Source organism: Photorhabdus sp. RM322S (assembly GCF_042879395.1).
Classification (GTDB): Bacteria; Pseudomonadota; Gammaproteobacteria; order Enterobacterales; family Enterobacteriaceae; genus Photorhabdus; species Photorhabdus khanii.
Map to the genome: position 1 here is coordinate 16,981 of NZ_JBHFKW010000038.1, position 25,907 is coordinate 42,887.

Annotated in this window: 21 protein-coding genes and 1 other RNA gene; 11 read left to right on the forward strand and 11 right to left on the reverse strand. The window is 43.7% G+C overall.

Annotated elements, in window-relative coordinates; all coding sequences use genetic code 11:
- Positions 1-47 precede the first annotated feature (47 nt).
- Entirely contained in the window at positions 48-443 is a 396-nt protein-coding gene (locus ACGF63_RS18410) for a DoxX family protein (protein WP_036842156.1), read from the forward strand.
- Positions 444-1,319: 876 nt separating this feature from the next.
- Here ACGF63_RS18410 and ACGF63_RS18415 read toward each other — a convergent pair.
- Complete coding sequence (locus ACGF63_RS18415) at positions 1,320-2,216, reverse strand: LysR family transcriptional regulator (RefSeq protein ID WP_036842154.1); 897 nt, start codon at positions 2,214-2,216, stop codon at positions 1,320-1,322.
- A 110-nt stretch (positions 2,217-2,326) separates the two neighbouring features.
- On the opposite strand from ACGF63_RS18415, the gene ACGF63_RS18420 reads away from it, so the two are divergent.
- Positions 2,327-3,028 (forward strand): pirin family protein, encoded by a 702-nt coding sequence (locus tag ACGF63_RS18420; protein WP_132355364.1) that lies wholly within the window; start codon positions 2,327-2,329, stop codon positions 3,026-3,028.
- Positions 3,029-3,070: 42 nt separating this feature from the next.
- Here ACGF63_RS18420 and rnpB read toward each other — a convergent pair.
- An RNA gene (gene rnpB / locus ACGF63_RS18425) (RNase P RNA component class A) lies at positions 3,071-3,446 on the reverse strand.
- 77 nt (positions 3,447-3,523) lie between these two features.
- Entirely contained in the window at positions 3,524-4,390 is an 867-nt protein-coding gene (gene rsmI / locus ACGF63_RS18430; protein WP_152962616.1) for a 16S rRNA (cytidine(1402)-2'-O)-methyltransferase, read from the reverse strand.
- Positions 4,391-4,453: 63 nt separating this feature from the next.
- Here rsmI and ACGF63_RS18435 point away from each other — a divergent pair, with 63 nt between their 5' ends.
- The 4 genes from ACGF63_RS18435 (at position 4,454) to dolP (ending at position 7,963) form a co-directional block, all read left to right on the forward strand.
- A complete protein-coding gene (locus ACGF63_RS18435) occupies positions 4,454-6,250 on the forward strand; it encodes a penicillin-binding protein activator (RefSeq protein WP_152962617.1) in 1,797 nt (598 codons plus the stop codon).
- A 131-nt stretch (positions 6,251-6,381) separates the two neighbouring features.
- Complete coding sequence (locus ACGF63_RS18440; protein WP_387632589.1) at positions 6,382-6,762, forward strand: YraN family protein; 381 nt, start codon at positions 6,382-6,384, stop codon at positions 6,760-6,762.
- A 24-nt stretch (positions 6,763-6,786) separates the two neighbouring features.
- Positions 6,787-7,377, forward strand: coding sequence for a DnaA initiator-associating protein DiaA (diaA, locus tag ACGF63_RS18445; RefSeq protein ID WP_036842149.1), 591 nt, complete (start codon positions 6,787-6,789; stop codon positions 7,375-7,377).
- A 10-nt stretch (positions 7,378-7,387) separates the two neighbouring features.
- Positions 7,388-7,963, forward strand: coding sequence for a division/outer membrane stress-associated lipid-binding lipoprotein (dolP, locus tag ACGF63_RS18450; protein ID WP_152962618.1), 576 nt, complete (start codon positions 7,388-7,390; stop codon positions 7,961-7,963).
- A 98-nt stretch (positions 7,964-8,061) separates the two neighbouring features.
- On the opposite strand, the gene mtgA is transcribed toward dolP, so the two are convergent.
- The 3 genes from mtgA to arcB all read right to left on the reverse strand — a co-directional run bounded on the left by mtgA (position 8,062) and on the right by arcB (position 12,024).
- Positions 8,062-8,787: a monofunctional biosynthetic peptidoglycan transglycosylase gene (mtgA, locus tag ACGF63_RS18455; RefSeq protein ID WP_152962619.1), complete on the reverse strand. Its 726-nt coding sequence runs from the start codon at positions 8,785-8,787 to the stop codon at positions 8,062-8,064.
- 4 nt (positions 8,788-8,791) lie between these two features.
- Positions 8,792-9,445 carry an isoprenoid biosynthesis glyoxalase ElbB gene (elbB, locus tag ACGF63_RS18460; protein WP_387632591.1) on the reverse strand — a complete coding sequence of 218 codons (654 nt, stop codon included), beginning with the start codon at positions 9,443-9,445 and terminating at the stop codon, positions 8,792-8,794.
- Positions 9,446-9,681: 236 nt separating this feature from the next.
- Positions 9,682-12,024 (reverse strand): aerobic respiration two-component sensor histidine kinase ArcB, encoded by a 2,343-nt coding sequence (gene arcB, locus ACGF63_RS18465; protein ID WP_387632592.1) that lies wholly within the window; start codon positions 12,022-12,024, stop codon positions 9,682-9,684.
- Positions 12,025-12,770: 746 nt separating this feature from the next.
- Between arcB and gltB the strand changes: the two genes are divergently transcribed.
- From gltB to ACGF63_RS18480, 3 genes are all read left to right on the forward strand, one after another.
- Positions 12,771-17,228, forward strand: coding sequence for a glutamate synthase large subunit (gene gltB / locus ACGF63_RS18470; protein WP_387632593.1), 4,458 nt, complete (start codon positions 12,771-12,773; stop codon positions 17,226-17,228).
- A gap of 9 nt (positions 17,229-17,237) precedes the next feature.
- Positions 17,238-18,656, forward strand: coding sequence for a glutamate synthase small subunit (locus tag ACGF63_RS18475; protein ID WP_152962623.1), 1,419 nt, complete (start codon positions 17,238-17,240; stop codon positions 18,654-18,656).
- Between the two features lie 226 nt (positions 18,657-18,882).
- A complete protein-coding gene (locus tag ACGF63_RS18480) occupies positions 18,883-19,395 on the forward strand; it encodes a hypothetical protein (RefSeq protein WP_387632595.1) in 513 nt (170 codons plus the stop codon).
- Positions 19,396-19,443: 48 nt separating this feature from the next.
- On the opposite strand, the gene sspB is transcribed toward ACGF63_RS18480, so the two are convergent.
- The 5 genes from sspB to zapE form a co-directional block, all read right to left on the reverse strand.
- Positions 19,444-19,953: a ClpXP protease specificity-enhancing factor gene (gene sspB, locus ACGF63_RS18485; protein WP_036842141.1), complete on the reverse strand. Its 510-nt coding sequence runs from the start codon at positions 19,951-19,953 to the stop codon at positions 19,444-19,446.
- Positions 19,954-19,956: 3 nt separating this feature from the next.
- The gene (gene sspA, locus ACGF63_RS18490; RefSeq protein WP_021323579.1) at positions 19,957-20,598 is read right to left on the reverse strand and encodes a stringent starvation protein SspA; all 642 of its coding nucleotides are present in this window, start codon (positions 20,596-20,598) and stop codon (positions 19,957-19,959) included.
- 290 nt (positions 20,599-20,888) lie between these two features.
- Positions 20,889-21,281 (reverse strand): 30S ribosomal protein S9, encoded by a 393-nt coding sequence (gene rpsI, locus ACGF63_RS18495; protein WP_012990148.1) that lies wholly within the window; start codon positions 21,279-21,281, stop codon positions 20,889-20,891.
- Between the two features lie 15 nt (positions 21,282-21,296).
- The gene (gene rplM, locus ACGF63_RS18500) at positions 21,297-21,725 is read right to left on the reverse strand and encodes a 50S ribosomal protein L13 (protein ID WP_011148147.1); all 429 of its coding nucleotides are present in this window, start codon (positions 21,723-21,725) and stop codon (positions 21,297-21,299) included.
- A gap of 254 nt (positions 21,726-21,979) precedes the next feature.
- Positions 21,980-23,110, reverse strand: coding sequence for a cell division protein ZapE (gene zapE, locus ACGF63_RS18505; RefSeq protein WP_036842138.1), 1,131 nt, complete (start codon positions 23,108-23,110; stop codon positions 21,980-21,982).
- A 220-nt stretch (positions 23,111-23,330) separates the two neighbouring features.
- Between zapE and zapG the strand changes: the two genes are divergently transcribed.
- Together zapG and degQ are read left to right on the forward strand one after the other, a co-directional pair.
- Complete coding sequence (zapG, locus tag ACGF63_RS18510) at positions 23,331-23,735, forward strand: Z-ring associated protein ZapG (protein ID WP_036842135.1); 405 nt, start codon at positions 23,331-23,333, stop codon at positions 23,733-23,735.
- A 241-nt stretch (positions 23,736-23,976) separates the two neighbouring features.
- Complete coding sequence (gene degQ / locus ACGF63_RS18515; RefSeq protein WP_152962626.1) at positions 23,977-25,353, forward strand: serine endoprotease DegQ; 1,377 nt, start codon at positions 23,977-23,979, stop codon at positions 25,351-25,353.
- Positions 25,354-25,907 lie beyond the last annotated feature (554 nt).

The following is a 25,907-nucleotide window of genomic DNA, read 5'->3' on the forward strand; positions in this document are numbered from 1 at the left end:
AGTACCGACTAATCATCACTACTTTACCTGTATCCCTGGAGTTGTTAATGAAAAAATTTGAAGATAGAACCTTGCTATTAGCCCGTATTTTAATGTCAATCCTGTTTATCGTTGCAGGTTATGGAAAATTAGGCGATGCCTATGTTGACACTCAACAATATATGGAAGCGATGAGGGTTCCTGGCTTTTTATTACCGCTGACTATCTTACTTGAACTGGGTGGCGGCCTAGCCGTTCTGTTCGGTTTCTTGACCCGTACAACAGCACTATTTACTTTTGGTTTCTGTATTCTGACTGCCTTGCTTTTCCACAGCAATTTTGCTGAAGGCATGAACCAGACTATATTCCTAAAAAACCTGACTATCGGTGGTGGCTACCTGTTACTGGCTATCATCGGTCCAGGTAAATTCAGTATTGACCGCTTGATGAATAAAAACTGGTAATATATTGCTGTTGCTATTCTGAATCTAAGAAATAACAGTTTTAGGTAAAGAGTAAAACCATCAAACTCCCACTTTTCTCAACTATATTATCAGATAACGATCTCATATTAAGTTTCAAGATAAATAGCTAGCCGAAAAATCTAATAGATTTTTCGGTTTGCTTTATTTAATCAATAGAGCCAATTCTTATTAAATATTAAAACATGCCAGCTTCGATAAAATATTATATATTTTCCAAAGCATTAATGACAAAAATAAAAAACGCAATCAACTCATATAATAGAAAATATATTTTCATAAAAATTCATCACCAATAACCTTATACATTTTCCACCCTTTAATATAACCAGATAAAAACTTTATTTTCCTTATAATTAACGGTCTATAAGCAGTTTAAAAACCGAATTACCACAATACAACAAATTGATTTAATTTAAAAAAACAACCACACCCCCATTAAAATGGAATGATCATTAACCGTAATAATACAAATTTTTCATTATTAAACCTTATAATCACTCTTTACCTTTAATTATCAAACTCTCTATTTAATCTACTTGTCTTAATAAATACCATCTCATTACTACATTTAATTCCACATCACCTATAAAACCATGGATAATCTACTTTAGATTCCTAAATGTAGAGTATGGAAATAAACCAGCCAAATTACCATTCAATCGCACTACATTATTAACTTATCCGTAAGTTAAAAAATCAACACCGAGAATAACAGGTTCTTATAACTACTATATTTAAAATACCCCATATCATACTAATAATAAAATAATGTCATTCTGGCCTGACAAGAATATTCTCACAGTAGATAATAAAGCCGGAAGATCTTGGCGAATTTTTCCGGCTTTTTCATCTATCTTAGCGGTTAGCAAATAATTTAGGGATTTCCCGCAAACACCAAGATTTAGCTTCCCCCATACTGTCTCGTCGCCATGCCATAATGACATTTGTCTCGTGGCTGTATTCAGAGCTAATCACCCGTAAACGACCCGCCGTAATATCTTGCTCCACCATAGGATAAGGCATAGTAGCAACCCCTAACCCGGCCAAAAGAGCCCGACGTTTCTCTTCCAGCGAACTCACCGTTAAACGTTGTTGCTTATCTAATAACTGAACCGTCAATACCGGGCGCTCCCTTGCTGTATCCGCCACAGCAATACCACGGTACTTCACCCTCGTAACATCAGACAAAGGCTCCGGTTCTTGATGAATAGGATGATCAGGGCTGGCGACATAAACATTGGTAATGCTGTAAAGCTGACGTGAATTCACTTCTGCCGATGCACGGAAATGCATATCTGGCGCAATAACAATATCCGCCCGTCCAGTTTCCAACCGCTCCCATGCACCAGCCAAGACCTCAGTCAATAAAGAGAGCTGAGTATTCGATTTCTGAACAAGTTTACCCACCAATGGGAACAATGAAGAAGCAGGGACCAGTGCCTCACAAACGATTGTCAGGTGAGTTTCCCAGCCACGCGCTAATGCCTCTGCGTCGGCGGTTAATTTATCCGCAGCTTCAAGCAATTGACGTCCACGCTCAAGCAACATACGGCCAACATTGGTGAATTTGGTTCTGTGACCCGAACGGTCAAACAGCACCACATCCAGCTCCTCTTCCAGTTTTTGCATCGTATAGCTAAGTGCAGAAGGAACACGGCCAAGCTCATCAGCTGCCGCAGCAAAACTTCCCCGCCGGTCAATCGCATCCATGACCCGTAGAGATTCCAGTGTAAGCGCTCGTTCTTTGCTCATATTTTTCTCAATCAGGAAATTTGAATATGGTGACCAGATTAACTGGCTAACATTTCGCCGTCCAGATAATTACTATTGTTAATGTGTGTTTTTTGAAGGTAACCGCCATCATGATTATAAATAGAACAGTAAAGCAATGTGGAAAAGCTGACTATGGTTGGCTACAGGCCCGTTATACATTTTCATTTGGTCACTATTTTGATCCAAAGTTTTTAGGTTATGGCGCTCTGCGTGTACTGAATCAGGAAGTTATCGCACCAAAAGCCGCTTTCCAGCCTAAATCTTATCCACATGTGGATATACTGAACATTATTCTGCGAGGTGAAGCAGAATATCGTGACAGTGAAGGCAATCATGTCAGAGCCTGCAAGGGAGAATGTTTACTGTTTTCTACCCGTAAAGGCATCAGCTACAGTGAACATAATATCAGTGCGAATAAGCCACTGACCCGCTTGCAGCTTTGGCTAAATGCCTTTCCTCAGCAGGAAAGTTTACCATTGCAACGGATGGAGTTACCAGAACAGCCATTAACTATGCTTGCCTCTCCAACCGCAGAAGATGGCAGCATGCAATTGCGTCAGCAAGTATGGGTAAATCATATTTCTCTTAATAAGAATCAAGCTCATCATCTGCAATTGAAAGGAAAAAATGCTTATCTGCAATCCTTGAACGGAAATATAAAAATAAAAGGCAACTCGAAGGATAACGCTTTGATTAAATGTGGAGATGGCGCTTTTATTCATGAAGAAAATTATCTGGTTTTAAAAGCAGATACTGAGTTCCAGGGGTTGTTAATTGATCTGGCCGCCTGAAAAAGCGAAAGCCCCATCAAGGTTAACCTGATGGGGCTAAATTGGTGAAGTTGACCGATAAGCCGGGTTCTGTCGTGGACAATCATTCATCTAGGCCAGCACTTACGCACTGGCTCAAGCAGCCTACCCGGGTTCGATACGGGCCGTACCTAATGAACCCCTATTTGGCCTTGCTCCGGGTGGAGTTTACCGTGCCACGGACTGTTACCAGCCGCGCGGTGCGCTCTTACCGCACCCTTTCACCCTTACCTGATCCTACGTAAGTAGGCCATCGGCGGTTTGCTCTCTGTTGCACTGGTCGTGGGCTTTCACCCCCCAGACGTTATCTGGCACCCTGCCCTGTGGAGCCCGGACTTTCCTCTCCTCTACCTATCGACCAAAAGGACAATGATAAAGCAGCGACTGTCTAGTCAACTCCGCAGCGGATTATAAGAGGTTTAACAAACGATGTATAGGCGTTTACTCATTATCTGCCTCGTTTATCAACAATTGTTGTTACTCTTCATGCTGTCCCAGAGCATAACGATAAAGCGCGTTTTTCTTCACACCATGGATCTCTGCCGCCAGAGCAGCCGCTTTTTTCAACGGCAGCTCTTGCTGAAGGAACGCCAACGTTCTTAATGCCTCTGGAGGTAAAGCTTCGTTATCCGGTTTTTTATAGCCTTCAACGATCAATACCATTTCACCACGGCGACGGGTTTCATCTTCCTTAACCCATGCCAGAAGCTCACCTGCCGGCATACCCTGAATCGATTCCCAGGTTTTTGTTAATTCCCGTGCCAGAACGACGTAACGTTCAGTTCCCCACACGTCAACCATATCTTCTAAACTATCGATTAGACGATGAGTGGATTCATAAAAAATTAACGTCCGCGGCTCCTGCTCCAAAGCCCGTAAGGTATCTTTCCGGCTTTTACTCTTAGCCGGCAAAAATCCTTCGTAACAGAAACGATCTGATGGCAAGCCCGCAGCAGATAATGCGGTTATCGCCGCACAAGGCCCCGGTAGAGGGACAACACGAATACCCGCTTCACGGCAACGGCGAACCACATGATAACCAGGATCATTAATCAGTGGCGTTCCCGCGTCAGAGACTAATGCAATACTCTGCCCCTGCTGAAGTTTTGTAATTAATTGATCTGCTTTCTGCTGTTCATTATGATCATGAAGTGCGAACATGCGCGCATTAATGGCAAAATGTTGAAGCAACAAGCCGGTATGTCGCGTATCTTCGGCCGCAATCAGATCGACATGCTCAAGAACTTCAAGCGCACGCTGAGTGATATCACCCAGGTTTCCAATGGGGGTTGGCACAACATATAGCGTGGATGTCGTAACCACTGCTCGATTGGGTTGATTCATTGTTTCATCCGAATGACCGATTTAAAATTGAGCATCTTTGAAAAAAACATCGCTGGATACAGTATGCTTTCCTCAATTTTTGTGCGTATCAAAACTGGTTTAGTCTGTTCAGCTATGCTGGCAGTTATGATCATCGCAGGGTGTAGCGTGCCTGACCAACAGGGACAACAACCTTTGCAAACTCAGGACAAAGTCAGTACAGAAATCGCCCGTTATCAATCCATCATTGATGCCGCTAATAGCGAACCTTCTCTGGATGTCATCCGTGCTTATATCGCTCAGGAACCACTTCTGAAAGACAATGCCGCTCATCAAAAAAATATTGATGATACCTGGCAAATGCTAACCCGGCTTTCACCACAAAATCGTAGTGGGTTGGTCATCAACGCTGATGAAAATATTCTGCAAGGCTGGCTGGACTTACTCAGTACCTATCAGGATAACAAACAGGACTCTGACAAACTACAAGCAGCTGTCCGTGACTGGAAAATTCGCTATCCACAAAACCCAGCCGCGCAATCACTCCCAACCCAGTTACAACCGGCCACCATCCAATCGCAAGGTACTAACATCCGTATTGCACTGTTTTTGCCATTAAGCGGTCAGGCAAAAGTATTCGGTGAAGCAATTCGTCAGGGTTTTCTTGATGCTCAGGCTGGTTTGCCAACCCCATTACTGCCAACAGAAAACCCGGCAAATTTATCTACAGCAACCAACGATAATACGTCAGATGCAGTGGTATCTGCCGATGCCCTGCCAAATGCAGCGGTTCCCATTGAATCAACACCACCAGCCGTTCAGTCAACGCCCGTCATAGCCAATGTGCCGGTTAACACACAACAGGTCAAAATCTATGACACAGCAAGCCAATCATTGGAAAATTTATTGATTCAGGCTGAACAAGACGGCGTGAATTTAATTGTCGGGCCGTTACTTAAGCCAGATGTGGTTAAACTGGTTCAGATGAATACGCCATTAAACATGCTGGTGCTGAACGAGTTAGATAATGCGCAACCCCGGCCCAATATCTGTTATTTCTCTTTGTCACCAGAAGATGAAGCGAAAAATGCTGCGGAACATATTTGGCAGCAACAGAAACAAAATCCTCTGATACTCGTTCCCCGAGGTACTTTTGGTGACCGGATCGCCAAGGCATTTGCACAAGAATGGCAAAAACAAGGTGGGCATACCGTTCTGCAACAAACCCTTGGTTCTTCCGCCGAACTGAAACAGTTAATTAATAGAGGTACAGGTATTCGCCTGACTGGCACAGCCATTAGTGCAACAAACAATCAACCGGTATCAACCACTATTGGTGATTTGGACATTCCCCAGATAAATACAGATGCCGTTCCTACTTCGGCCGGCGGCTCAGTGGACGCAGTTTATATTGTTTCCACTTTAGATGAACTGACTCTGATCAAGCCGATGATTGATATGGCAATCAGTTCCCGCAATAAACCGGCCCTTTATGCAAGCTCCCGCAGTAATCAGGCTGGCGCTGGCCCTGATTTCCGCCTGGAGATGGAAGGAATGCAATTCAGCGACATTCCATTAATCGCTGGCGCTAACCTGCCACTGATGCAACAAGCCGCCGGTAAATTTGCCAATGATTACTCTTTGATGCGTCTTTACGCTATGGGTATTGATGCCTGGTCATTAGCAAATCAGTTCAGTCAGGTGCAGCTTCAAAGTGATTTCCATCTCAATGGTGCTTCAGGGATGCTGTCTGTTCAGGAGAACTGCGCGATTTTCCGGCAGCTCCAATGGATGCAATATCATCAAGGCCAAATCACTACTATACCCTATAGATTTCAAGATGCATCGCGACGGCAAGGGAGCGAATCCCCGGGAGCATAGCAAACTATGTGGCCGGGGTGAGCGAGTGCAGCCAACAAAGAGGCAACTTGAAAGATAACGGGTATATTTAATTAAGCATTAATTGCCGCTTGTTATCAGGCGGCAATTAAATTCAAATAACGCTTTTCAGGATGAAAATAAAAAAGCCGACAAGTTATTTGCTGGGACGTAACTACGAAACACAGGCAAAGTTGTTTTTGCAAAAACAGGGGCTAACTTTTATCGCTGTGAATGTGAAAGTTCATGGTGGTGAAATTGACCTGATAATGAAAGACAAACAAACTTGGGTTTTTATTGAAGTCCGTTTTCGCAAACAAGGGCAATATGGCGATGCACTGGCGACCGTGACCCGCAGCAAGCGTAGAAAATTATTGCACGCTGCCGCAGTATGGCTGTTTCAACGAGGTGAGTGTTTTGAAACCACTTCTTGTCGCTTTGATATTTGTGCTATTACTGGTCAACAATTTGTGTGGTTGCCAAATGCTTTCAATCAAGATGAGTTCGCTCGCTAAAATGATACTGGGTAGGTTATAAACGTGCTGGATAGAATTAAAGTCTGTTTTACAGAAAGTATTCAAACTCAGATTGCAGCCGCAGAAGCATTACCTGATGCTATCTCCCGGGCCGCAATAATGATGGTTCAGTCATTGCTGAATGGTAACAAAATCCTTTGCTGTGGTAATGGCGGCTCTGCTGCAACTGCCCAGCGGTTTGCTGCCAATATGATCAACCGGTTTGAAACTGAACGCCCGAGTCTGCCTGCATTGTCACTTAACGCAGACAATGTGGTGATAACAGCGATTTCAAGTAGTAAACAACATGATGAAATTTACGCTAAACAGGTACGGGCATTAGGTCAGCCAGGCGACGTGTTATTGGCTATTTCCACTCATGGAAATAGCCGGGATATTGTTAAAGCCGTTGAAGCGGCTGTAACCCGCGATATGACGATTGTCGCGCTTACCGGCTATGATGGCGGTGAACTTGCTGGCTTGTTAGGGCCACAAGATGTGGAGATTCGTATTCCATCTCATCGCAGCACCCGAATTCAGGAAGTTCATATGCTGACAGTTAACTGCCTATGTGACTTAATCGATAATACACTCTTTCCCCACCAGGATGACTAAGGAGCCAATAATGCGATTTTTCTCCCTATTAGCTACGGTTTGTGCCGCAGTCATGTTACAAGGATGTATTGGTGCAGCCGTGGTAGGTTCTGCCGCTGTAGCGACTAAAAGCGCAACCGACCCCCGTACTATTGGTCAACAGGTTGACGATGGTACGCTGGAAGCACGTGTCAGTAATGCACTTAACAAAGATAAGCAGATCAAAGAGCGTATCCGTGTTATTACCACCGCCTATCAAGGGAAAGTTTTGCTGACAGGCCAAAGCCCGGACTCAAACCTTTCAGACCGTGCAAAACAGATAGCGTCACATGTTGATGGAGCTCATGTTGTGTACAATGAAATTCGTCAGGGGAAACCTGTTGAATTAAGTACGGCTTCTAAAGATACCTGGATTACCACTAAAGTACGCTCAAAAATTCTGGCCAGTGATTCTGTTAAGTCTTCCAACATAAAAGTCGTTACAGAAAACGGTGAGGTCTTTTTACTGGGTATTCTGACTAAACAAGAAGGTAACGCCGCAGCAAAAATTGCCAGCGAAACTGATGGTGTTAAGCGGGTAACAACTGCGTTTACTTATCTGAATTAAGCATATTACTGAGGGGAATAGCACCATAAATCTATCCTGGATATATTAAGCCGCGTCATTCTTTGACGCGGGCGCTTTCCCTTTTTACCATTCTTCCCTCAATTATTTTTCAACAACTCGTTTTTCTTAAGGTAATTCACCCCGCCCAACAACCGCATTTGTCGCAAAATCCATTGTTGACGCTGTAAAACATAAGCCGAAGGTGCGTTAACTTTATAGCGGTGTGGGTTAGGCAATACAGCAGCGAGTAAAGCAGCTTCTGATGCAGTCAATTGACTGGCTGATTTATGAAAATAGTATCTGGATGCCTCTTCAACACCAAAAATACCCTCACCAAATTCCACAATATTAAGATAAACCGTCAGAATTCGGCTTTTTGACCATGCCAATTCAATGGTAAAGGTCATTCCAGCTTCCAATCCTTTTCTCAACCAACTACGTCCATCCCACAAAAATAAATTTTTGGCCGTTTGCTGAGAAATCGTTGAAGCCCCCCTCAACCTGCCAGCATTATTTTGATTATGCTCAAGGGCATTTTCAATAGCATCAAGGTCAAATCCCCAATGCTGTGGAAATTTTTGATCTTCAGCAGCAATAACAGCCAATGCAATATTTGGGGATATTTGTTCGTACCCTACCCAAGCAGAACGAGATACGTAAGAAAAATTAACTGATAACCAAGCGTTAATTTGGCGCTCAACCATAATCATAGAAAATGGCACTGGCAAAAATGAAAACGCAACAACAGAAACTATCCATAAGATAATAACTGAGATTACGATTTTTTTAAACCAGCACCATAAAAATTGCAAAGGATTTCTCATCCAGTTACTCAGTCATTTCCAATACTTTCCTGACAAGTTTATCAATTCCCTCCTCCGCCTGAGAAATAGATTCAGCAAGCATATAGGCTGGAGTTGTAACAATTTTGTTTTCCAAATCAACAACAACATCATTTACCTGGCAAACTATATGGATCCCTCCCATTTCCTCCACCTGAGCAGCAGTTTCAGGATCATTACCAATCGTTAGTTTCACCGGTGTATTAAGTAGTTTTGGCAACATAACCGGTGCAATACACATAAACCCCATAGGTTTATGTTGTTTATGCATAGCCCTCACTAAACTTAATAAATCTTTATTTATTTCGCAATCAACTGTCTTAGCAGCAAAGTCACATAAATTCTTTGCAACACCAAATCCCCCAGGAATGATCAGGGCATCAAACTCATCAGCATTTGCTTGTGACAAAGACTTGATTTTTCCCCTTGAAATACGGGCTGACTCCTGTAGAACGTTACGTTCTCCGTCTGTTTCTTCACCACTAATATGATTAATAACATGAAGTTGTGGCGCATCAGGCGCCAAAAAGCTCGTTTTAACACCTAAACGATCCAAAGAAAGCATAGTTAATACTGATTCATGAATTTCACTACCATCGAATACACCACATCCACTTAAGACAACCGCAACTGATTTCATAGCTCACTCCATTTGTAGTCGATTATTGCTTAACCCTTTAGGGGGTTAAACACCAATCTTCATCACAGATTTTAATGAATCTTGTAACAAAAAATCTTATCTTTGCTATGTTGGTACTTGTATGATGTACGGAGAATTCCCCATTTACTCGCCGCAACAAAGATGCATCAGATAGGCGGGTAAAAAGTTTTCCCTGGTGTTGGCGCAGTATTCGCGCACCCCAACCTCGGTTGGGGTTATTTTTTTTCAGCGCCTGCCAACCATTCCCCTAAAATTTCCGTATCGTTTCTCCATTCTTGCTTTAACTCATCAACCCATTCCTGAACATTGTCCCACCATGCAGGTAAATCAGGTGATTGAATCTGTTGAGCCAGTTGTTGTAAATGAAGTAATCCAACCGACCCCGCCGCACCTTTTATCTTATGTGCTTCCTCCGTGATGCCTTTCTGGTCTTTAGCTGTCATATTCGATTCCAGCACAGACAGGTACCCCGGCATCATCTTCTCAAATACACTCAGGCTATCGCGAATCAATTGAGGTCCAACCAGCTCGATGTATTGATTAAGCATTTCTGTATCAAGTAAATCTTCATCTTTCATCAATCCTGACTCCTCTTCTTCTGGCTTCATATGATGCACAGACTGTTCTCCCCAGAATTGTTCAATAATGGCAGTTAAGGCATTCACAGACAGCGGTTTACTCAGCACGCCATTCATGCCCGCATCCAGATATTCTTTTTTGTCCTTTAAGACATTTGCAGTCAGCGCAATAAGTGGGGGCAGATCCTTTTTGGCATATCGCTTACGTAATTCCCGGGCGATGTCTAATCCGGTCATATCAGGCAACTGAATATCAAGTAATACCAGATCGAACTCCCCTGGCTTGAACACTTCCAGAGCATCCTTACCATTCATAACGACTTCTACGCTGTTACCCAATTTTTCCAGTACTGAACGAGCAACGATCACATTCAGCTCAATATCTTCTACCAGCAAAATATGCAAAGCCGGAAGTGGGCAATCTTCTGTATCTTCTCTGCATGGCAGACTCTCTTCCATAGCAGGAGCAATAATAGAGAGTGTAAATCGAGAACCTTGTCCCGGCTCACTTTCCACCAAAATATCGCCTCCCATACTTTGAGCTAAACGTTTGGATACAGCCAGTCCAATACCTGTTCCCGTTGCCGGACAACCACCATGACTGCCTTTCACCTGATAATACATCGCAAAGATCTTCTCTTGCTCATCAAGTGGAATGCCAATCCCCGTATCCGTGACTTCAAACAACAAACGCTCACCCTTTTCATACCAGATTCGAACATTAATCTCGCCTTTTTGAGTAAATTTCACTGCATTGCCAATCAAGTTCCACAGAATTTGGCGCAAGCGAGTACCATCTGTCATGATTCTGGCAGGTAATGGCAGCTCGGGTTCCATCACAAATTTAATCCCTTTCGGCTGTACCAGCAGCCCGGAGAGGTTTTCCAGATCGGACATAAAACCGGTAAAGTCAATGGGCTGATTATCAAGCTGGACTTTACGCCGCTCAATTTTGTCCATTTCAATAATGTCATTGAAAATATTGCCAAGCGTGATAGCACTGACATGTATCGTTTTCAGATATTTATTTTGTTCAGAGGTCAGTTCAGTATCAAGTAGAATACGGCTCAAACCAACAATGCCATTTAAAGGAGTACGAAGCTCATGGCTAATCGTTGAGATAAAAGTCGTCTTATCCCTACTTGCATTCTCCAAAGCGTCCTGATAACGCTTACGCTCCGTTATATCGCGCCCAAATCCCATAAGCCCGTGTCTTTTTCCTACCCGATCATAAAAAGGGACTTTCCGCAGTTCAAAACAGGCTTTTCGTCCATCGGGATAAACCAGCCATTGTTCATAAGTTAGGGCAACATTATGACGGAACACTTTTTCATCCGTTTTCATCACCTTGCGGGCAACTTCTTTATCATAAACATCATTTGGTGTTAGCCCGACAAGTTGTTTCTGGCTTTTACCCGTCAGCAATTCCATCGCCCGGTTACAACCAGAGAACTCATTATTTTCATTACGGTAATAGACCAAATCAGGAGAAGCATCGAGAAAAGATTTCAGTAATATAGATTGCTGTTCCAATTCAATCTGGGTCTGCTCACGGTGCTTCATCTCTTCTTTTAGTTTATCCAGCAATATCAGATGCGCCTGTTCAGCTTTTTCTCTTTCTGAGATTTCCTGATTCAGCTTAATAATATTGTCTTTTAATTGCTGATTAAGTTCCCGATCACGCTGACGCATCACTTCTAATTTTTCAACTAATTTGGATAATCGTTGGCGGGATTCTTCAAGCTGTTCAACAACAACCGAAAGGAAATAGACTGCCCAGGGAGTAATTAACAAACCAAAGAAAATTGAGCGAACTAAATCAATACTTTGCACTCCTCCCTGAAGCAGAAAAGTGACGACCATCTGCACACTCATAGCAAGAACAACTAACGCAGATGCAAGCAGTAATGAGAAGCGTACTAGCCCCAATTTCATCATTAAATCAACATAATATTGGGCCAGGCCCCTAAGCAGCTTCATTTCATAAAGACTCCCGTTAAATATGACCAATCCGAATCATACCGTAAAAAGTCCGCTACTTCGTTGAAGGAATACAGAAATTGTTGATCGAGTAAAACAATAGTATTATTTAATAGTTTTGATGAGGACTTCCCAAACATTATTCTGACTTTTTACCCCTGCCGGTCTTTTCGCACAATCTAAGCATGAATAAATAATCAAATTCATTGACAAAATGAGCATAAAATTCTTTTTCACTCCTTTAATAACCACAAAAAGATAAAACTTTATTCTTATAAAAAAATAAAAATATATATTAATTCCATTTAGTTTATATTTGTCGGAACTTAAATCCAAAAAATAAACATTTAACAGTATATACAAAACAGATATTACACTAATATTAGTGATATAACTCACATTAAAATTCTAACATGATCTATATCACACAACTTTCATATTAATTTTTTTTATTTATAAATCATATGATTAACTCTATTTTTTGCCTGTATTTATCTTATCCCAGCTATATTTGACCTGATCTGCATTTCTCGTTAACTTGAGAAGTCACTAGAAATCATCCGTCAGATCCTCATCTGCACCATAATTATGCAGTGACACAATACCATTTCAGTACCGCCTGTTCATAGTCAATAGACAGGTGGCAGTTGATTGAGGGCGCAATTCAGACGCCTGTAAAAATATTCATCTCACAAATTTCTGTGAGTTTCTGTGAGAGTCGGACAGAACCTGGGGAGGTTCACACTATGCTGTATAACAAATCTCAAGAAAAGGATAACTGTGGCTTTGGACTGATAGCCCATATTGAAGGGGAGCCAAGCCACAAAGTAGTCCGTACCGCTATCCATGCACTGGCACGAATGCAACATCGTGGCGCAATTCTGGCAGATGGTAAAACCGGCGATGGTTGCGGTTTATTGCTGCAAAAACCCGACCGTTTTTTTCGGATGGTCGCACAAGAGCACGAATGGCGTTTAGCCCGCAATTATGCAGTCGGTATGCTATTTCTCAGCCAGGATCCTCAGATTGCCCAAAACTGCCGGGAAATAGTCGAACAGGAGCTGCAAAATGAAACGCTGTCAGTCGTTGGCTGGCGTGAAGTACCGACCAACAGTGATATTCTCGGCGAAATAGCCCTTTCCAGCCTCCCCCGTATCGAACAGATTTTTGTTAATGCTCCTGCTGGCTGGCGTGCCCGTGATTTAGAACGCCGTTTATTCGTTGCCCGCCGCCGGATAGAAAAACACATCAGCGACAGTGATTTTTATGTTTGTAGTTTGTCCAATCTGGTGACCATCTATAAAGGGCTGTGCATGGCGGCAGATTTACCCCGTTTCTATCCTGATCTGGCTGATTTACGATTAGAATCAGCAATCTGCCTGTTCCATCAGCGTTTCTCAACCAATACCGTACCACGTTGGCCATTGGCACAGCCTTTCCGCTATCTCGCTCATAATGGTGAAATAAATACCATTACCGGCAACCGCCAGTGGGCACGGGCAAGAGCCTATAAATTCAAAACCCCGCTTATCCCTGATCTGCAATCTGCGGCTCCTTTTGTCAACGAAACAGGATCAGACTCCAGCTCGCTGGATAACATGCTGGAGCTGTTTCTCAATGGCGGAATGGATTTAATCCGTGCTATGCGGTTGCTGGTCCCGCCGGCATGGCAGAACAATCCTGATATGGATGAGGATCTGCGCGCTTTCTTTGATTTCAACTCTATGCACATGGAACCCTGGGATGGTCCTGCTGGTATCGTCATGTCAGATGGCCGCTATGCTGCCTGTAATCTGGATCGTAATGGCTTACGCCCGGCACGTTATGTCATTACTAAAGATAAGCTGATCACTTGTGCTTCCGAAGTCGGCATCTGGGATTATCAGCCTGACGAAGTCGTAGAAAAGGGACGAGTCGGCCCCGGTGAACTCATGGTAATTGATACCCGCCAAGGCCGTATCCTTCATGCAGAAGAAACAGACAATGACCTGAAAAGCCGCCATCCCTATAAAGAATGGATGGATAAAAACGTCAAGCGCCTGATCCCATTTGAAGAATTACTGGAAGATCGGGCGGGTCACCGGGATCTGAACGATCAATCACTGGCGGTTTATCAAAAACAATTTGCCTACAGTAATGAAGAATTGGATCAAATTATCCGGGTCCTGGGAGAGAATGGTCAGGAAGCGACGGGATCAATGGGTGATGATACGCCGTTTGCTGTACTTTCCAGCCGCCCAAGGATTATTTATGACTATTTCCGTCAGCAATTCGCTCAAGTCACTAACCCACCAATTGATCCACTACGCGAAGCGCATGTTATGTCGCTCACCACCTGTATTGGACGGGAGATGAACGTATTTTGTGAGGCAGAAGGACAGGCACATCGGTTAAGTTTTAAATCCCCTATTCTGCTCTACTCTGATTTTCATCAATTAACAACACAACAGAGTCCGCACTATCGTGCAGAACGTTTAGACTTAACTTTCAATCCGCAAGAAACTCATCTGCAAAATGCGCTGTTTGCACTGTGTGACCAGGCCGAACAGCTCGCCAGAGATGGTGCAGTATTACTGGTATTATCTGACCGCAATATTACGCTGGAGAAGTTACCCATACCAGCACCTATGGCTGTCGGGGCCATTCAGCACCGTTTGGTAGAAAAAAGCCTGCGCTGTGATACCAACCTAATAATAGAAACCGCGAGTGCCCGTGATCCACATCATTTCACTGTGCTGCTGGGGTTTGGTGCAACCGCTATCTATCCCTATCTGGCTTACGAATCACTGGCCAAAATGGTCGATAATGGCACGATTAATAAACCTTATGCTGATGTCATGCTCAACTACCGCAATGGCATCAATAAAGGGCTATATAAAATCATGTCGAAAATGGGCATCTCGACTATCGCCTCCTATCGTTGCTCTAAACTGTTTGAAGCTGTCGGCTTACATTCTGAATTAACTGAGCTTTGCTTCAATGGTGTTGTCAGCCGGATTGGTGGTGCTAACTTCAGCGATTTTGAACAGGACCTGAGAAACTTATCCAAACGTGCATGGCTTCCCCGCCATCCAGTTGATCAGGGAGGGTTACTGAAATATGTACATAACGGCGAATACCACGCTTATAACCCGGATGTCATAAGCACACTACAATCTGCGGTTCACAGTGGCGAATACAGCGATTATTTGAAATATAGCCGCTTGGTTAATCGGCGTCCAGTGACCACAATCCGTGATTTGCTGGCGATAAAAACAAAAGATGAACCTATCCCCATTGAAGAAGTAGAACCCGCCGAAGCGCTGTTTAAACGCTTTGATACCGCCGCAATGTCGATTGGAGCATTAAGCCCTGAAGCACATGAAGCTCTGGCAGAAGCAATGAATACGCTGGGTGGCTTTTCCAACTCCGGTGAAGGCGGAGAAGATCCCGCACGTTATGGTACAAAAAAAGTTTCCCGTATCAAGCAAGTTGCTTCCGGCCGGTTCGGTGTAACACCTGCCTATCTGGTCAACGCTGATGTGATTCAGGTTAAAGTGGCCCAAGGTGCTAAACCTGGAGAAGGCGGGCAATTACCGGGTGATAAGGTCACACCGTATATTGCAAAACTACGTTATTCCGTACCAGGCGTAACACTTATTTCTCCACCACCGCATCACGATATTTATTCTATTGAAGATCTGGCTCAGTTGATTTTCGATCTAAAGCAGATCAATCCCAATGCGCTGATCTCAGTAAAACTGGTTTCAGAGCCAGGCGTTGGTACGGTTGCAACGGGTGTTGCCAAGGCTTATGCCGATTTAATTACTATCGCAGGTTACGATGGCGGTACTGGCGCCAGTCCATTGTCATCAGTGAAGTATGCCGGATGCCCCTGGGAATTGGGATTAGTGGAAACTCAACAGGCTCTGGTTGCCAACGGATTGCGCCATAAGATCCGTTTACAGGTAGATGGCGGGTTGAAAACCGGCGTGGACATTATCAAAGCAGCCATTCTTGGTGCTGAAAGTTTCGGTTTCGGCACCGGCCCCATGGTTGCCCTTGGGTGCAAATATCTGCGTATCTGCCACCTGAATAACTGTGCGACCGGTGTTGCAACGCAAGATGAGAAATTACGCCGCGACCATTACCACGGATTGCCTGAGCGGGTAATAAATTACTTCCATTTTATCGCCCGTGAAACCAGAGAGATCATGGCGGAATTAGGGGTCAGAAATCTGACTGACTTAATAGGCCGAACTGAGTTGCTGGAAGTATTGGAAGGCATTTCAGCAAAACAGAGCAAATTAAATCTTGAGCCGCTCTTGGCAACAGCTGAACCCCATCAGGGCAAAACGTTATATTGCACTGAAAATAACCCGCCATTTGATAATGGCACATTGAATAAAAACTTATTAGCTCAAGCCTCCAGTTATATTGAGAACCAACAAAGTAAAACTTTCTATTTTGATATCCGTAATACCGATCGTTCAGTCGGGGCTTCTCTTTCTGGCTTTATCGCTGCCCGCTATGGTAATCAGGGCGTCGCCGCTGCTCCAATAAAAATTCATTTCAATGGTACTGCCGGTCAAAGTTTTGGTGTCTGGAATGCCGGCGGTCTGGAGCTGACACTTATCGGTGATGCCAATGACTATGTTGGTAAAGGTATGGCCGGTGGCCGCATCGTCATACACCCACCTGTCGGTTCTGCCTTCAAAAGCCATCAGGCAACCATCATTGGCAACACATGTCTGTATGGGGCGACCGGAGGCAAGTTATACGCTGCTGGACGTGCCGGAGAACGCTTCGCTGTTCGCAATTCAGGTGCTATTACCGTTGTCGAAGGTATCGGAGATAATGGCTGTGAATATATGACAGGCGGTATCGTCTGCATTCTCGGACGCACCGGAATAAACTTTGGTGCAGGAATGACCGGCGGTTTTGCCTATGTTCTGGATGAAAATGATGATTTCCGCAAACGGGTTAACCCAGAGCTGGTAGAAGTTCTGGCAGTAGAGACCTTAGCTATTCACGAAGAGCATTTGAGAGGACTTATCACTGAACACGTTCTCCTGACCGGTTCCCAGCGCGGTGAAGATATTCTTGCTAACTGGCAACAGTGGTTGAGCAAATTTGCACTTGTGAAACCAAAATCCAGTGATGTGAAAGCCCTGCTGGGACATCGCAGTCGTTCTTCCGCAGAGTTGCGAATTCAAGCGCAATAAGGAGCCCAGATGAGCCAGAATGTCTATCAATTTATCGACTTACAACGCGTCGATCCGCCTAAAAAACCGCTGAAGAGCCGCAAAATAGAATTTGTGGAAATCTATGAGTCATTTTCAGCAATTCAGGCACAAACACAGGCAGATCGCTGCCTTTCCTGTGGTAATCCGTATTGCGAATGGAAATGTCCTGTCCATAATTACATTCCCAATTGGCTTAAACTTGCCAATGAAGGGCGCATCATGGAAGCCGCTGATTTATCCCATCAGACAAACAGCCTGCCGGAAGTTTGCGGCCGCGTTTGTCCACAGGATCGCCTTTGTGAAGGTGCCTGTACCCTAAATGATGAGTTTGGCGCAGTCACTATTGGTAATATCGAACGCTACATCAACGATAAAGCGATTGCTATGGGCTGGAAGCCCGATATGTCACAAGTTCAGCCAACGGGCAAACAGGTTGCGATTATTGGTGCAGGCCCCGCAGGGCTGGCCTGTGCTGATGTATTAGCCCGTAATGGTGTACAAGCAGTCGTTTTTGATCGCCACCCGGAAATAGGTGGATTACTCACTTTTGGCATACCTGCGTTTAAACTGGAAAAAGAGGTGATGATACGCCGACGTAAAATTTTCTCTGAGATGGGAATTGAGTTCCGGCTCAATACTGAAATAGGCAAAGATATCGCCCTATCTGAACTGACAGAGCAATTTGATGCCGTATTTCTTGGTGTAGGAACCTATCAGTCAATGCGCGGGGGACTGGCAAATGAAGATGCTGATGGCGTTTATGATGCACTGCCATTTCTGATTGCCAATACCCGGCACTTGATGGGGTATTCCCCCCTGCAATCACAGCCTTTCATTGATATGCAGGGTAAACAGGTCGTAGTTCTCGGTGGTGGCGATACGGCGATGGATTGCGTCAGAACGTCTATTCGCCAAAAAGCGGCTTCAGTTACCTGTGCTTACCGCCGTGATGAAGTTAACATGCCAGGCTCCCGCCGCGAGGTGAAAAATGCCAGGGAAGAAGGTGTAGAATTTCTGTTTAATCTGCAACCTCTCAGCATTGAAATCAACAGTTCAGGTCAAGTTTGTGGCATAAAAATGGTACGGACCCAATTAGGTAAACCTGATGAAAATGGACGCCGCCAGGCTGAAATTATCACCGGTTCCGAATATCTGCTCGAAGCTGACGCCGTGATTATGGCATTTGGTTTTAAACCACATACAATGAGCTGGTTAAATGATCATCAAATAGCGCTGGATAAACAGGGGCGTATCGTTGCACCTGAGTTCTCAGACATACCGTTTCAGACCAGCAATCCTCAGATATTTGCTGGCGGAGACGCCGTTCGCGGTTCAGATCTGGTTGTAACCGCAATTGCCGAAGGGCGTAAAGCTGCACAGGGCATTCTCGACCACCTCAAGATCTAATCAACAAAGGGAGCTTTCCAGCTCCCAAACCTTCCTATTATCATCTCGATAATTTATATTAGCTGGACTATCTTTATATAAAGAGTGAATGTATTTAATGAACATTCCAGACTTACTGCTGTCATAATTAACATTTAGCTGTATTTCATCTTGTTATAGTGGATTTTACCAACTACCCGGTTCAGATAGCACTGTACTTATTCAACTATAAACTCTGGAAATATTAATGAAATTAATTAAATCTCTAATTTTGTTGTCTTTGGCGTTACTTACTGGTACTAGTCTTCCGGTGCTTGCGCTGTCACGAAACATTACACCCGATAATATTAATAAAGAGATTATCAATAGAGGTATCAACTCTGTCGTTGCAGAATTAGGGGAAACAGGAGCCAGACAAGAAATCACTCACAAAATTACTACTGGTGACCGTGACTGGATAAAACTGGCTTTTAAATTAACTCAAACTATACATCTGGATTTTTCCAAAGAGATGCGTTACGCACTTTCTATGGCATTAATTAATAATCCCGTTGATGTCCTTGCTACTGCCGATAAAGAAAACAACATATTATTAGCTGATATCTGTACAATCCCGCCAGAACTTGAAACTAGAGAGAATAAAATAGAGTTTGTCAATAAAGTCAGAAAGAGCTTAGGGTCTATCACAGACTACGAAGCTAAAGACAGGGTAGAAGAATGTTTCTGGGAGCTAGAGAAAGCCTACAATGTGGAATTTTAATCAATAAATTTGAAAAAATAAGGAGGCAACTTGCCCCCTTTTTAGCGCTTATTTTACTACCCGTAAAGCAGGACGCCCTCTTGTCGGTTTTGGTGGCTCATCATCGGGTGAAGTTCCACTATTATCTTCAGCATCGCGGAGGGTATCCGTAACTAATACCAGGTTATCTGTCGCAGAAGCGCCAGCTTTATCATTCCCTGAAGTGGACTCAAAAAGATATTCATCTTTATAAGCTGCTTCAGGCTCAAACATCATTCCTGCCCCATTTTCACGGCTATAAATAGAGAGAACCGCCACCATTGGTACATTAATCTGACGGGGCATACCGCCAAAACGGGCATTGAAGCGTACTTCATCATTGGTTAACTCAAGATTACCAACAGCTCTCGGCGCTATATTCAGCACAATTTGCCCATCACGGGCATATTCCATTGGTACATTTACTCCACGTAAAGTCACGTCTACAACCAGATATGGAGTCATATCATTATCCAGTAACCACTCGTAGTGAGCACGCAACAAATAAGGACGACGAGGAGACATTTGAGACAACTCCATAAATCAGTTCCTGGATTGCAAGCGCATTTCACGTTCAGCTTCTGTTAATGAAGCCAGGAATGCATCACGTTCAAAGACACGCTGCATGTAAATTTGTAAATCTTTGGTGCCAGAACTCGGTAACTCTATACCCAGTTCAGGTAAACGCCATAGTAAAGGGGCAAGATAGCAATCAACCAAACTGAATTCTTCACTCATAAAGAATGGCATCTCTTTAAATATTGGCGCTACTGCCAGCAATTCTTCTGCTAATCGTTTACGGGCAGCATTGGCTTCCTGAGAATTACCTTTCTCAATAGTGTGCATCAGGGAATACCAGTCTTTCTCAATGCGGTGCATCATCAAACGGCTGGAACCACGGGCAACCGGATACACTGGCATTAATGGCGGATGAGGAAAACGCTCATCGAGATATTCCATAATGATGCGGGAGTCATACAGCGTCAGCTCACGGTCAACCAAAGTCGGAACTGTCTGATAAGGGTTCAGATCGATAAGGTCCTGTGGCAAATTACCTGCCTCAACCTGTTCAACTTCAACACTGACACCTTTTTCCGCCAGTACAATTCGCACTTGATGGCTAAAAATGTCGGCCGGGCCTGAAAACAGAGTCATTACCGAACGTTTGTTGGCAGCGACAGCCATGAAAACCTCCAAGTTTATCTAAAAAAGGAATGAATAGTCCCTCGCTATAACGACTATTCCTACTCACTCATTCTCACCCCTTATGTTTCTGCGCCGCAACGGTGAATACGGAATGCGCTACTCGACACAATGGCTATCGTTCAGATAGTAAGCAGATAAATGGATGAGGCAAAAATTGGCACTAGTTTACCAGATTTTGTACATTTTGGGGGAAGTGTATGGATAATTAAGTAAAAAACCCGCCATAAAGACGGGTTTTAACATTAAGTAATTGCCATAAAGACAAAAAATTAACGTTTGGAGAACTGTGGACGGCGACGTGCTTTACGCAGACCGACTTTCTTACGTTCAACTTCACGAGCATCGCGGGTAACGAAGCCAGCTTTACGAAGATCAGAACGCAGAGTTTCGTCGTATGCCATCAGTGCACGGGTGATACCGTGACGGATTGCGCCTGCCTGACCAGAAATACCACCACCTTTAACGGTGATGTACAGATCCAGTTTACCCAACATATCAACCAGCTCGAGTGGCTGACGAACAACCATGCGTGCTGTTTCGCGGCCAAAGTAAACTTCGAGGCTACGTTGATTGATGACGATGTTACCGCTACCTGGCTTAATAAAGACACGTGCGGAAGAGCTTTTGCGGCGACCAGTGCCGTAGTATTGATTTTCAGCCATTGCCTATAATCCCGATTAAATGTCCAGAACTTGCGGTTGCTGTGCCGCGTGGTTGTGCTCGCTACCTGCGTAAACTTTCAGTTTACGGTACATTGCACGACCCAGTGGCCCTTTTGGCAGCATGCCTTTAACCGCGATTTCAATTACACGCTCAGGACGGCGGGCAATCATCTCTTCAAAGGTCGCTTGCTTGATACCACCGATGTGACCAGTGTGGTGATAGTAAATTTTATCAGAACGTTTGTTACCGGTTACAGCAACTTTTTCTGCGTTAACAATGATGATGTAATCACCGGTATCAACGTGCGGAGTGTATTCCGCTTTATGCTTGCCGCGTAGACGACGAGCCACTTCAGTTGCAAGACGGCCTAAAGTTTTGCCATCTGCGTCAACAACATACCAGTCGCGTTTTACGGTTTCTGGTTTAGCTGTAAAAGTTTTCATTAAAGCTTACCCAATAATAAGTTACACGTTGGTGAACACTCAAGGTTCAGAAACTGCTGAGGTTCACACGACTCTTGTCCAGCAAACCTACCCCTTCGAATAGCCTATGCCGGCACTATGCAAGTTTTTTGGGAAAAAAAACATTGCTGTAACGTGGGGTCGCAAGATTATAGAGAAGTCACAAATAAAAATCGACCCCAATTTGAATTATTTAAAATCAACTTTAGTCCGAAATATACAGGATAAGCACAAGATTAAGGCAAATGAGGTAATTTCAGATATTCTTCGCTTTGCATTTCCTGCAAGCGGGACAAGCAACGCTGGTATTCGAAAGTCAGCAAAACCCCTTGGTAAATCTGTTCCATCGGTACTGCGGCATTAATTATCAGTTTTACCCGACGCTCGTAGAATTCATCAACCAGCGCCAGAAAACGACGAGCAGCATTTTCATTACCAGACATTATCACCGGAACCTGATATAACAAAACGGTGTGATAAAGTTTTGATAAAACAATGTAGTCCATCTGACTACGGGCATCTTCACACAAAACTTTAAATCCAATTGCCAATACACCATCGGCACTACGAATTGCCGGCATCTGCCGATGATTAATTTCCAATATCGGGGCTTGCTCACTGCTTTTACCCGCCAAACGGATAAATATTCGATCCATAGCCCGTTCATTATCTTCATTCAGCGGTGTGAAATAGAGATGAGCCTGTGTCAAAGTACGCAGCCGATAATCAATACCTGAATCCACATTCATTACGTCACAATATTTTTTAATCTGCTCAATCGCAGGTAAAAAACGAGCTCGCTGTAAACCATTACGATAGAGTTCATCGGGAAGAATATTAGACGTTGCAATCAACGTGATCCCCCTGACAAACAGAGCCTCCAACAATGTGCCAAGGATCATGGCATCAGTAATATCAGAAACGAAGAATTCATCAAAGCAGAGCACATCGGTTTCTGCTTTAAAACCATCCGCGACAATATCCAGCGGATCCTCATGCCCTTGCAACACCTTTAATTCTTCATGCACCCGCAGCATAAAGCGATGAAAATGCAAACGCAGTTTTCTTTTACCTGGCAAACTCTGGTAAAACATATCCATTAACCACGTTTTCCCTCTGCCAACCCCACCCCACATATAAAGCCCTTGAACAGGTGTACAGGTCGTTGAAGTCTGTTTGCCTAATAATTTACTCAGTCGCCCTTTCAAGCTTTTTCGCTTCGCTGGATGGCCGGAAGAAGTATTAATCAGGGCATAGTGAATAACATCCAATTGAGCAACGACACGACGTTGGACATCATCTGGCTGGTATTCCCCCTTAGAAAGGGCTTTTTGATAGAATGATGAAGGGATAATCAATGATGGCATGACAAAACAATCCTTAAAAAATAATTGCCCGTTTTTTATCGTTTTTATGATTCAGATTGACCTTATCACCAGATCAATTGTCTACAATAAGGTTCAAAATAAGGTCTACAAACAATATGTAAATCATGATCAATATTCCACTCTAACTAGATTAACGGTTATAGTGACGATAATTAAGTGAAACATTCTGCTGAACAACGATGTTGATGAAGGAGTAGCTATGACTTGGGAGTATGCACTGATTGGATTAGTGGTGGGTTTTGTTATCGGAGCGCTAGTCATGCGCTTTGGTAACACTAAGCTGCGCCAGCAGGGAGCCTTACAAACTGAACTGGAGAATAATAAATCAGAACTGGAAGTGTACCGTAAAGAATTAGTCGGCCATTTTGCCCACAGTGCAGAATTACTCGACAATATGGCCCGCGATTATCGCCAGTTGTATCAGCATATGGCCAAAAGCTCTCACGAGCTGATGCCGAATATGCCAGTACAAGAAAATCCATTCAATTATCGACTGACTGAATCAGAAGCAGATAATGATCAGGCTCCGGTTAAAATGCCTCCAAGAGATTACTCTGATGGCGCTTCCGGCCTGTTCCGCCCGGTTAATGAAAAAAACCAGTAACTATTTCTGCTGTGGCATGTTTTGTGCCACAGCATTAATTCCAAAGGCAAGATCTCTTCTCTATCCGCAAAAAGTTTTGTTTTTTTATTCTTCAATCATGTAAATCCTTGTAAAAAATCGTGCCAAGTCTGTTTGCCAGATGAACTTTACTTAATAATTAACAGTCATAGAGTAATCATGGCAACTTGCCCGAATTAACTTATTAGCCTTCTGGCTTAGGTATACAAGAGAACGAAATTAGATGAAAAGAAAAAACTTATTCCTTAGTGCGTTAGCAATCAGTATCGGGTTATCCGTAGCTTCCGTTCCTGCCATCAGTAGCGCTGCTTTGCCTGCGGTTATTGCCGGTCAGGAGCTGCCAAGCCTCGCTCCGATGCTTGAGAAAGTATTGCCGGCAGTTGTCAGCGTGCATGTTTCCGGTACTCAGGTACAACAGGAGCAGAGTATACCGGAAGAGTTCAGGTTCTTCTTTGGCCCGAATCTGCCAATGGGTCGTGAAAGTACCCGCCCATTTCAGGGGCTTGGCTCAGGTGTCATCATTGACGCTGCCAAAGGTTATATATTGACCAACAATCACGTTATTGAGAATGCGGATAAAATCCGTGTGCAATTGAACGATGGGCGTGAATATGAAGCTAAACTGTTAGGTCGCGACGCTCAAACTGACATCGCCTTGCTGCAACTGAAAGATGCCAAAAATTTAACGGCAATCACAATAGCCGATTCCGATAAGCTCCGGGTTGGTGATTTTGCTGTGGCGGTGGGTAATCCGTTCGGTCTTGGTCAAACTGCGACTTCAGGAATTATCTCGGCGTTAGGACGCAGCGGTCTAAATCTCGAAGGGCTGGAAAACTTTATCCAAACCGACGCCTCGATTAACCGTGGTAACTCCGGTGGAGCGCTGGTTAATTTGAATGGCGAGTTGATTGGTATCAACACCGCAATTCTGGCTCCAGGCGGCGGTAACATCGGTATCGGCTTTGCCATCCCAAGTAATATGGTAAAAACCCTGAGTGAGCAGCTTATTGCTCATGGTGAAGTCAAACGCGGTATTCTCGGTATCAAAGGTACTGAAATGAACGCCGATATCGCCAAAGCATTCAATATTGATGCCCAGCGCGGTGCATTTGTCAGTGAAGTATTACCAAAATCCGCGGCAGCGAAAGCAGGGATTAAATCCGGCGATATTCTGGTTTCTGTTGATGGTAAGAAGATCAATAGCTTTGCTGAACTGAAAGCCAAAATTGGTACAACTGTGCCAGGTAAAGAAATTAAAATTGGCTTATTGCGTAAAGGCAAACCAATGGAAGTTTCCGTTATTCTGGAAAACAGTGAAGGTCAAACCACCAAAGCTGGAAACCTAACACTTGCCCTGCAAGGCGCAACTCTCAGTAATGGCGAAGTGAAAGGGACTCTCGGTGTGAAAATCGATAGTGTCATGCAAAACTCACCTGCGGCGATGTCTGGTTTACAGAAAAGTGACCTGATTGTTGGGATCAATAATGAACGGGTACAGAACATTAACGAACTGCGCAAAGTTATTGATTCTAAACCTCCGGTAATAGCGCTGAATATTCTTCGCGGTGACGAGAATATCTATCTGTTACTGAGAAATTAATACGTTTAGGTTGAAAAACGCTATCTAGCTCCAGCATAAGACACTGCATAATGCAGTGTCTTATGCAAAAGGAGTTTGCGATCGTCAAAAAAATGAAAGTGAACAATGTGAAAAATATGATAAGCCTGTAAGACGATTATCATTCCGAAGGCTTTCCTATTTTCTTAATTAAAAATTCATTTAACGAAACTGCGGAATTCTCCCCCTAAACGCGGAAGTTAAAAGAATTGGGGTTGGATGTAATAAGAAAGTACCTCCAACCTTATCGCGATTTTCTGGCATTTAATATATCTCATTCCCCATTATCAGGATTAAACAACCAGATCTTGATCACATTTCATACTATCCATTCAGACAGATAATTAATCACGCATTAGAATAGTTCAATTATGACACTATCAAATTATCAATATTTCCTATGGAAAGATTACCGTTTTATCACCAAAGCCCAATTAACTTAAGAAAAGAGAGAGTACGATGGATAAGTGCAGCAACCCGTTGGCCAGGGCCACGAGTTATCTTTTAATTTACCTGACGGCCATCCAGCCGCTGCA

Coding starts and splice junctions, on each gene's coding strand:
- rsmI (WP_152962616.1), bottom strand. CDS start 4,390: ATGAATCAACCCAATCGAGCAGTGGTTACGACATCCACGCTATATGTT.
- sspB (WP_036842141.1), bottom strand. CDS start 19,953: ATGGAGTTGTCTCAAATGTCTCCTCGTCGTCCTTATTTGTTGCGTGCT.
- zapG (WP_036842135.1), top strand. CDS start 23,331: ATGACTTGGGAGTATGCACTGATTGGATTAGTGGTGGGTTTTGTTATC.
- gltB (WP_387632593.1), top strand. CDS start 12,771: ATGCTGTATAACAAATCTCAAGAAAAGGATAACTGTGGCTTTGGACTG.
- ACGF63_RS18420 (WP_132355364.1), top strand. CDS start 2,327: ATGATTATAAATAGAACAGTAAAGCAATGTGGAAAAGCTGACTATGGT.
- ACGF63_RS18475 (WP_152962623.1), top strand. CDS start 17,238: ATGAGCCAGAATGTCTATCAATTTATCGACTTACAACGCGTCGATCCG.
- ACGF63_RS18415 (WP_036842154.1), bottom strand. CDS start 2,216: ATGAGCAAAGAACGAGCGCTTACACTGGAATCTCTACGGGTCATGGAT.
- sspA (WP_021323579.1), bottom strand. CDS start 20,598: ATGGCTGTCGCTGCCAACAAACGTTCGGTAATGACTCTGTTTTCAGGC.
- degQ (WP_152962626.1), top strand. CDS start 23,977: ATGAAAAGAAAAAACTTATTCCTTAGTGCGTTAGCAATCAGTATCGGG.
- ACGF63_RS18435 (WP_152962617.1), top strand. CDS start 4,454: ATGCTTTCCTCAATTTTTGTGCGTATCAAAACTGGTTTAGTCTGTTCA.
- dolP (WP_152962618.1), top strand. CDS start 7,388: ATGCGATTTTTCTCCCTATTAGCTACGGTTTGTGCCGCAGTCATGTTA.
- rpsI (WP_012990148.1), bottom strand. CDS start 21,281: ATGGCTGAAAATCAATACTACGGCACTGGTCGCCGCAAAAGCTCTTCC.
- arcB (WP_387632592.1), bottom strand. CDS start 12,024: ATGAAGCTGCTTAGGGGCCTGGCCCAATATTATGTTGATTTAATGATG.
- mtgA (WP_152962619.1), bottom strand. CDS start 8,787: ATGAGAAATCCTTTGCAATTTTTATGGTGCTGGTTTAAAAAAATCGTA.
- zapE (WP_036842138.1), bottom strand. CDS start 23,110: ATGCCATCATTGATTATCCCTTCATCATTCTATCAAAAAGCCCTTTCT.
- rplM (WP_011148147.1), bottom strand. CDS start 21,725: ATGAAAACTTTTACAGCTAAACCAGAAACCGTAAAACGCGACTGGTAT.
- ACGF63_RS18480 (WP_387632595.1), top strand. CDS start 18,883: ATGAAATTAATTAAATCTCTAATTTTGTTGTCTTTGGCGTTACTTACT.
- elbB (WP_387632591.1), bottom strand. CDS start 9,445: ATGAAATCAGTTGCGGTTGTCTTAAGTGGATGTGGTGTATTCGATGGT.
- ACGF63_RS18410 (WP_036842156.1), top strand. CDS start 48: ATGAAAAAATTTGAAGATAGAACCTTGCTATTAGCCCGTATTTTAATG.
- ACGF63_RS18440 (WP_387632589.1), top strand. CDS start 6,382: ATGAAAATAAAAAAGCCGACAAGTTATTTGCTGGGACGTAACTACGAA.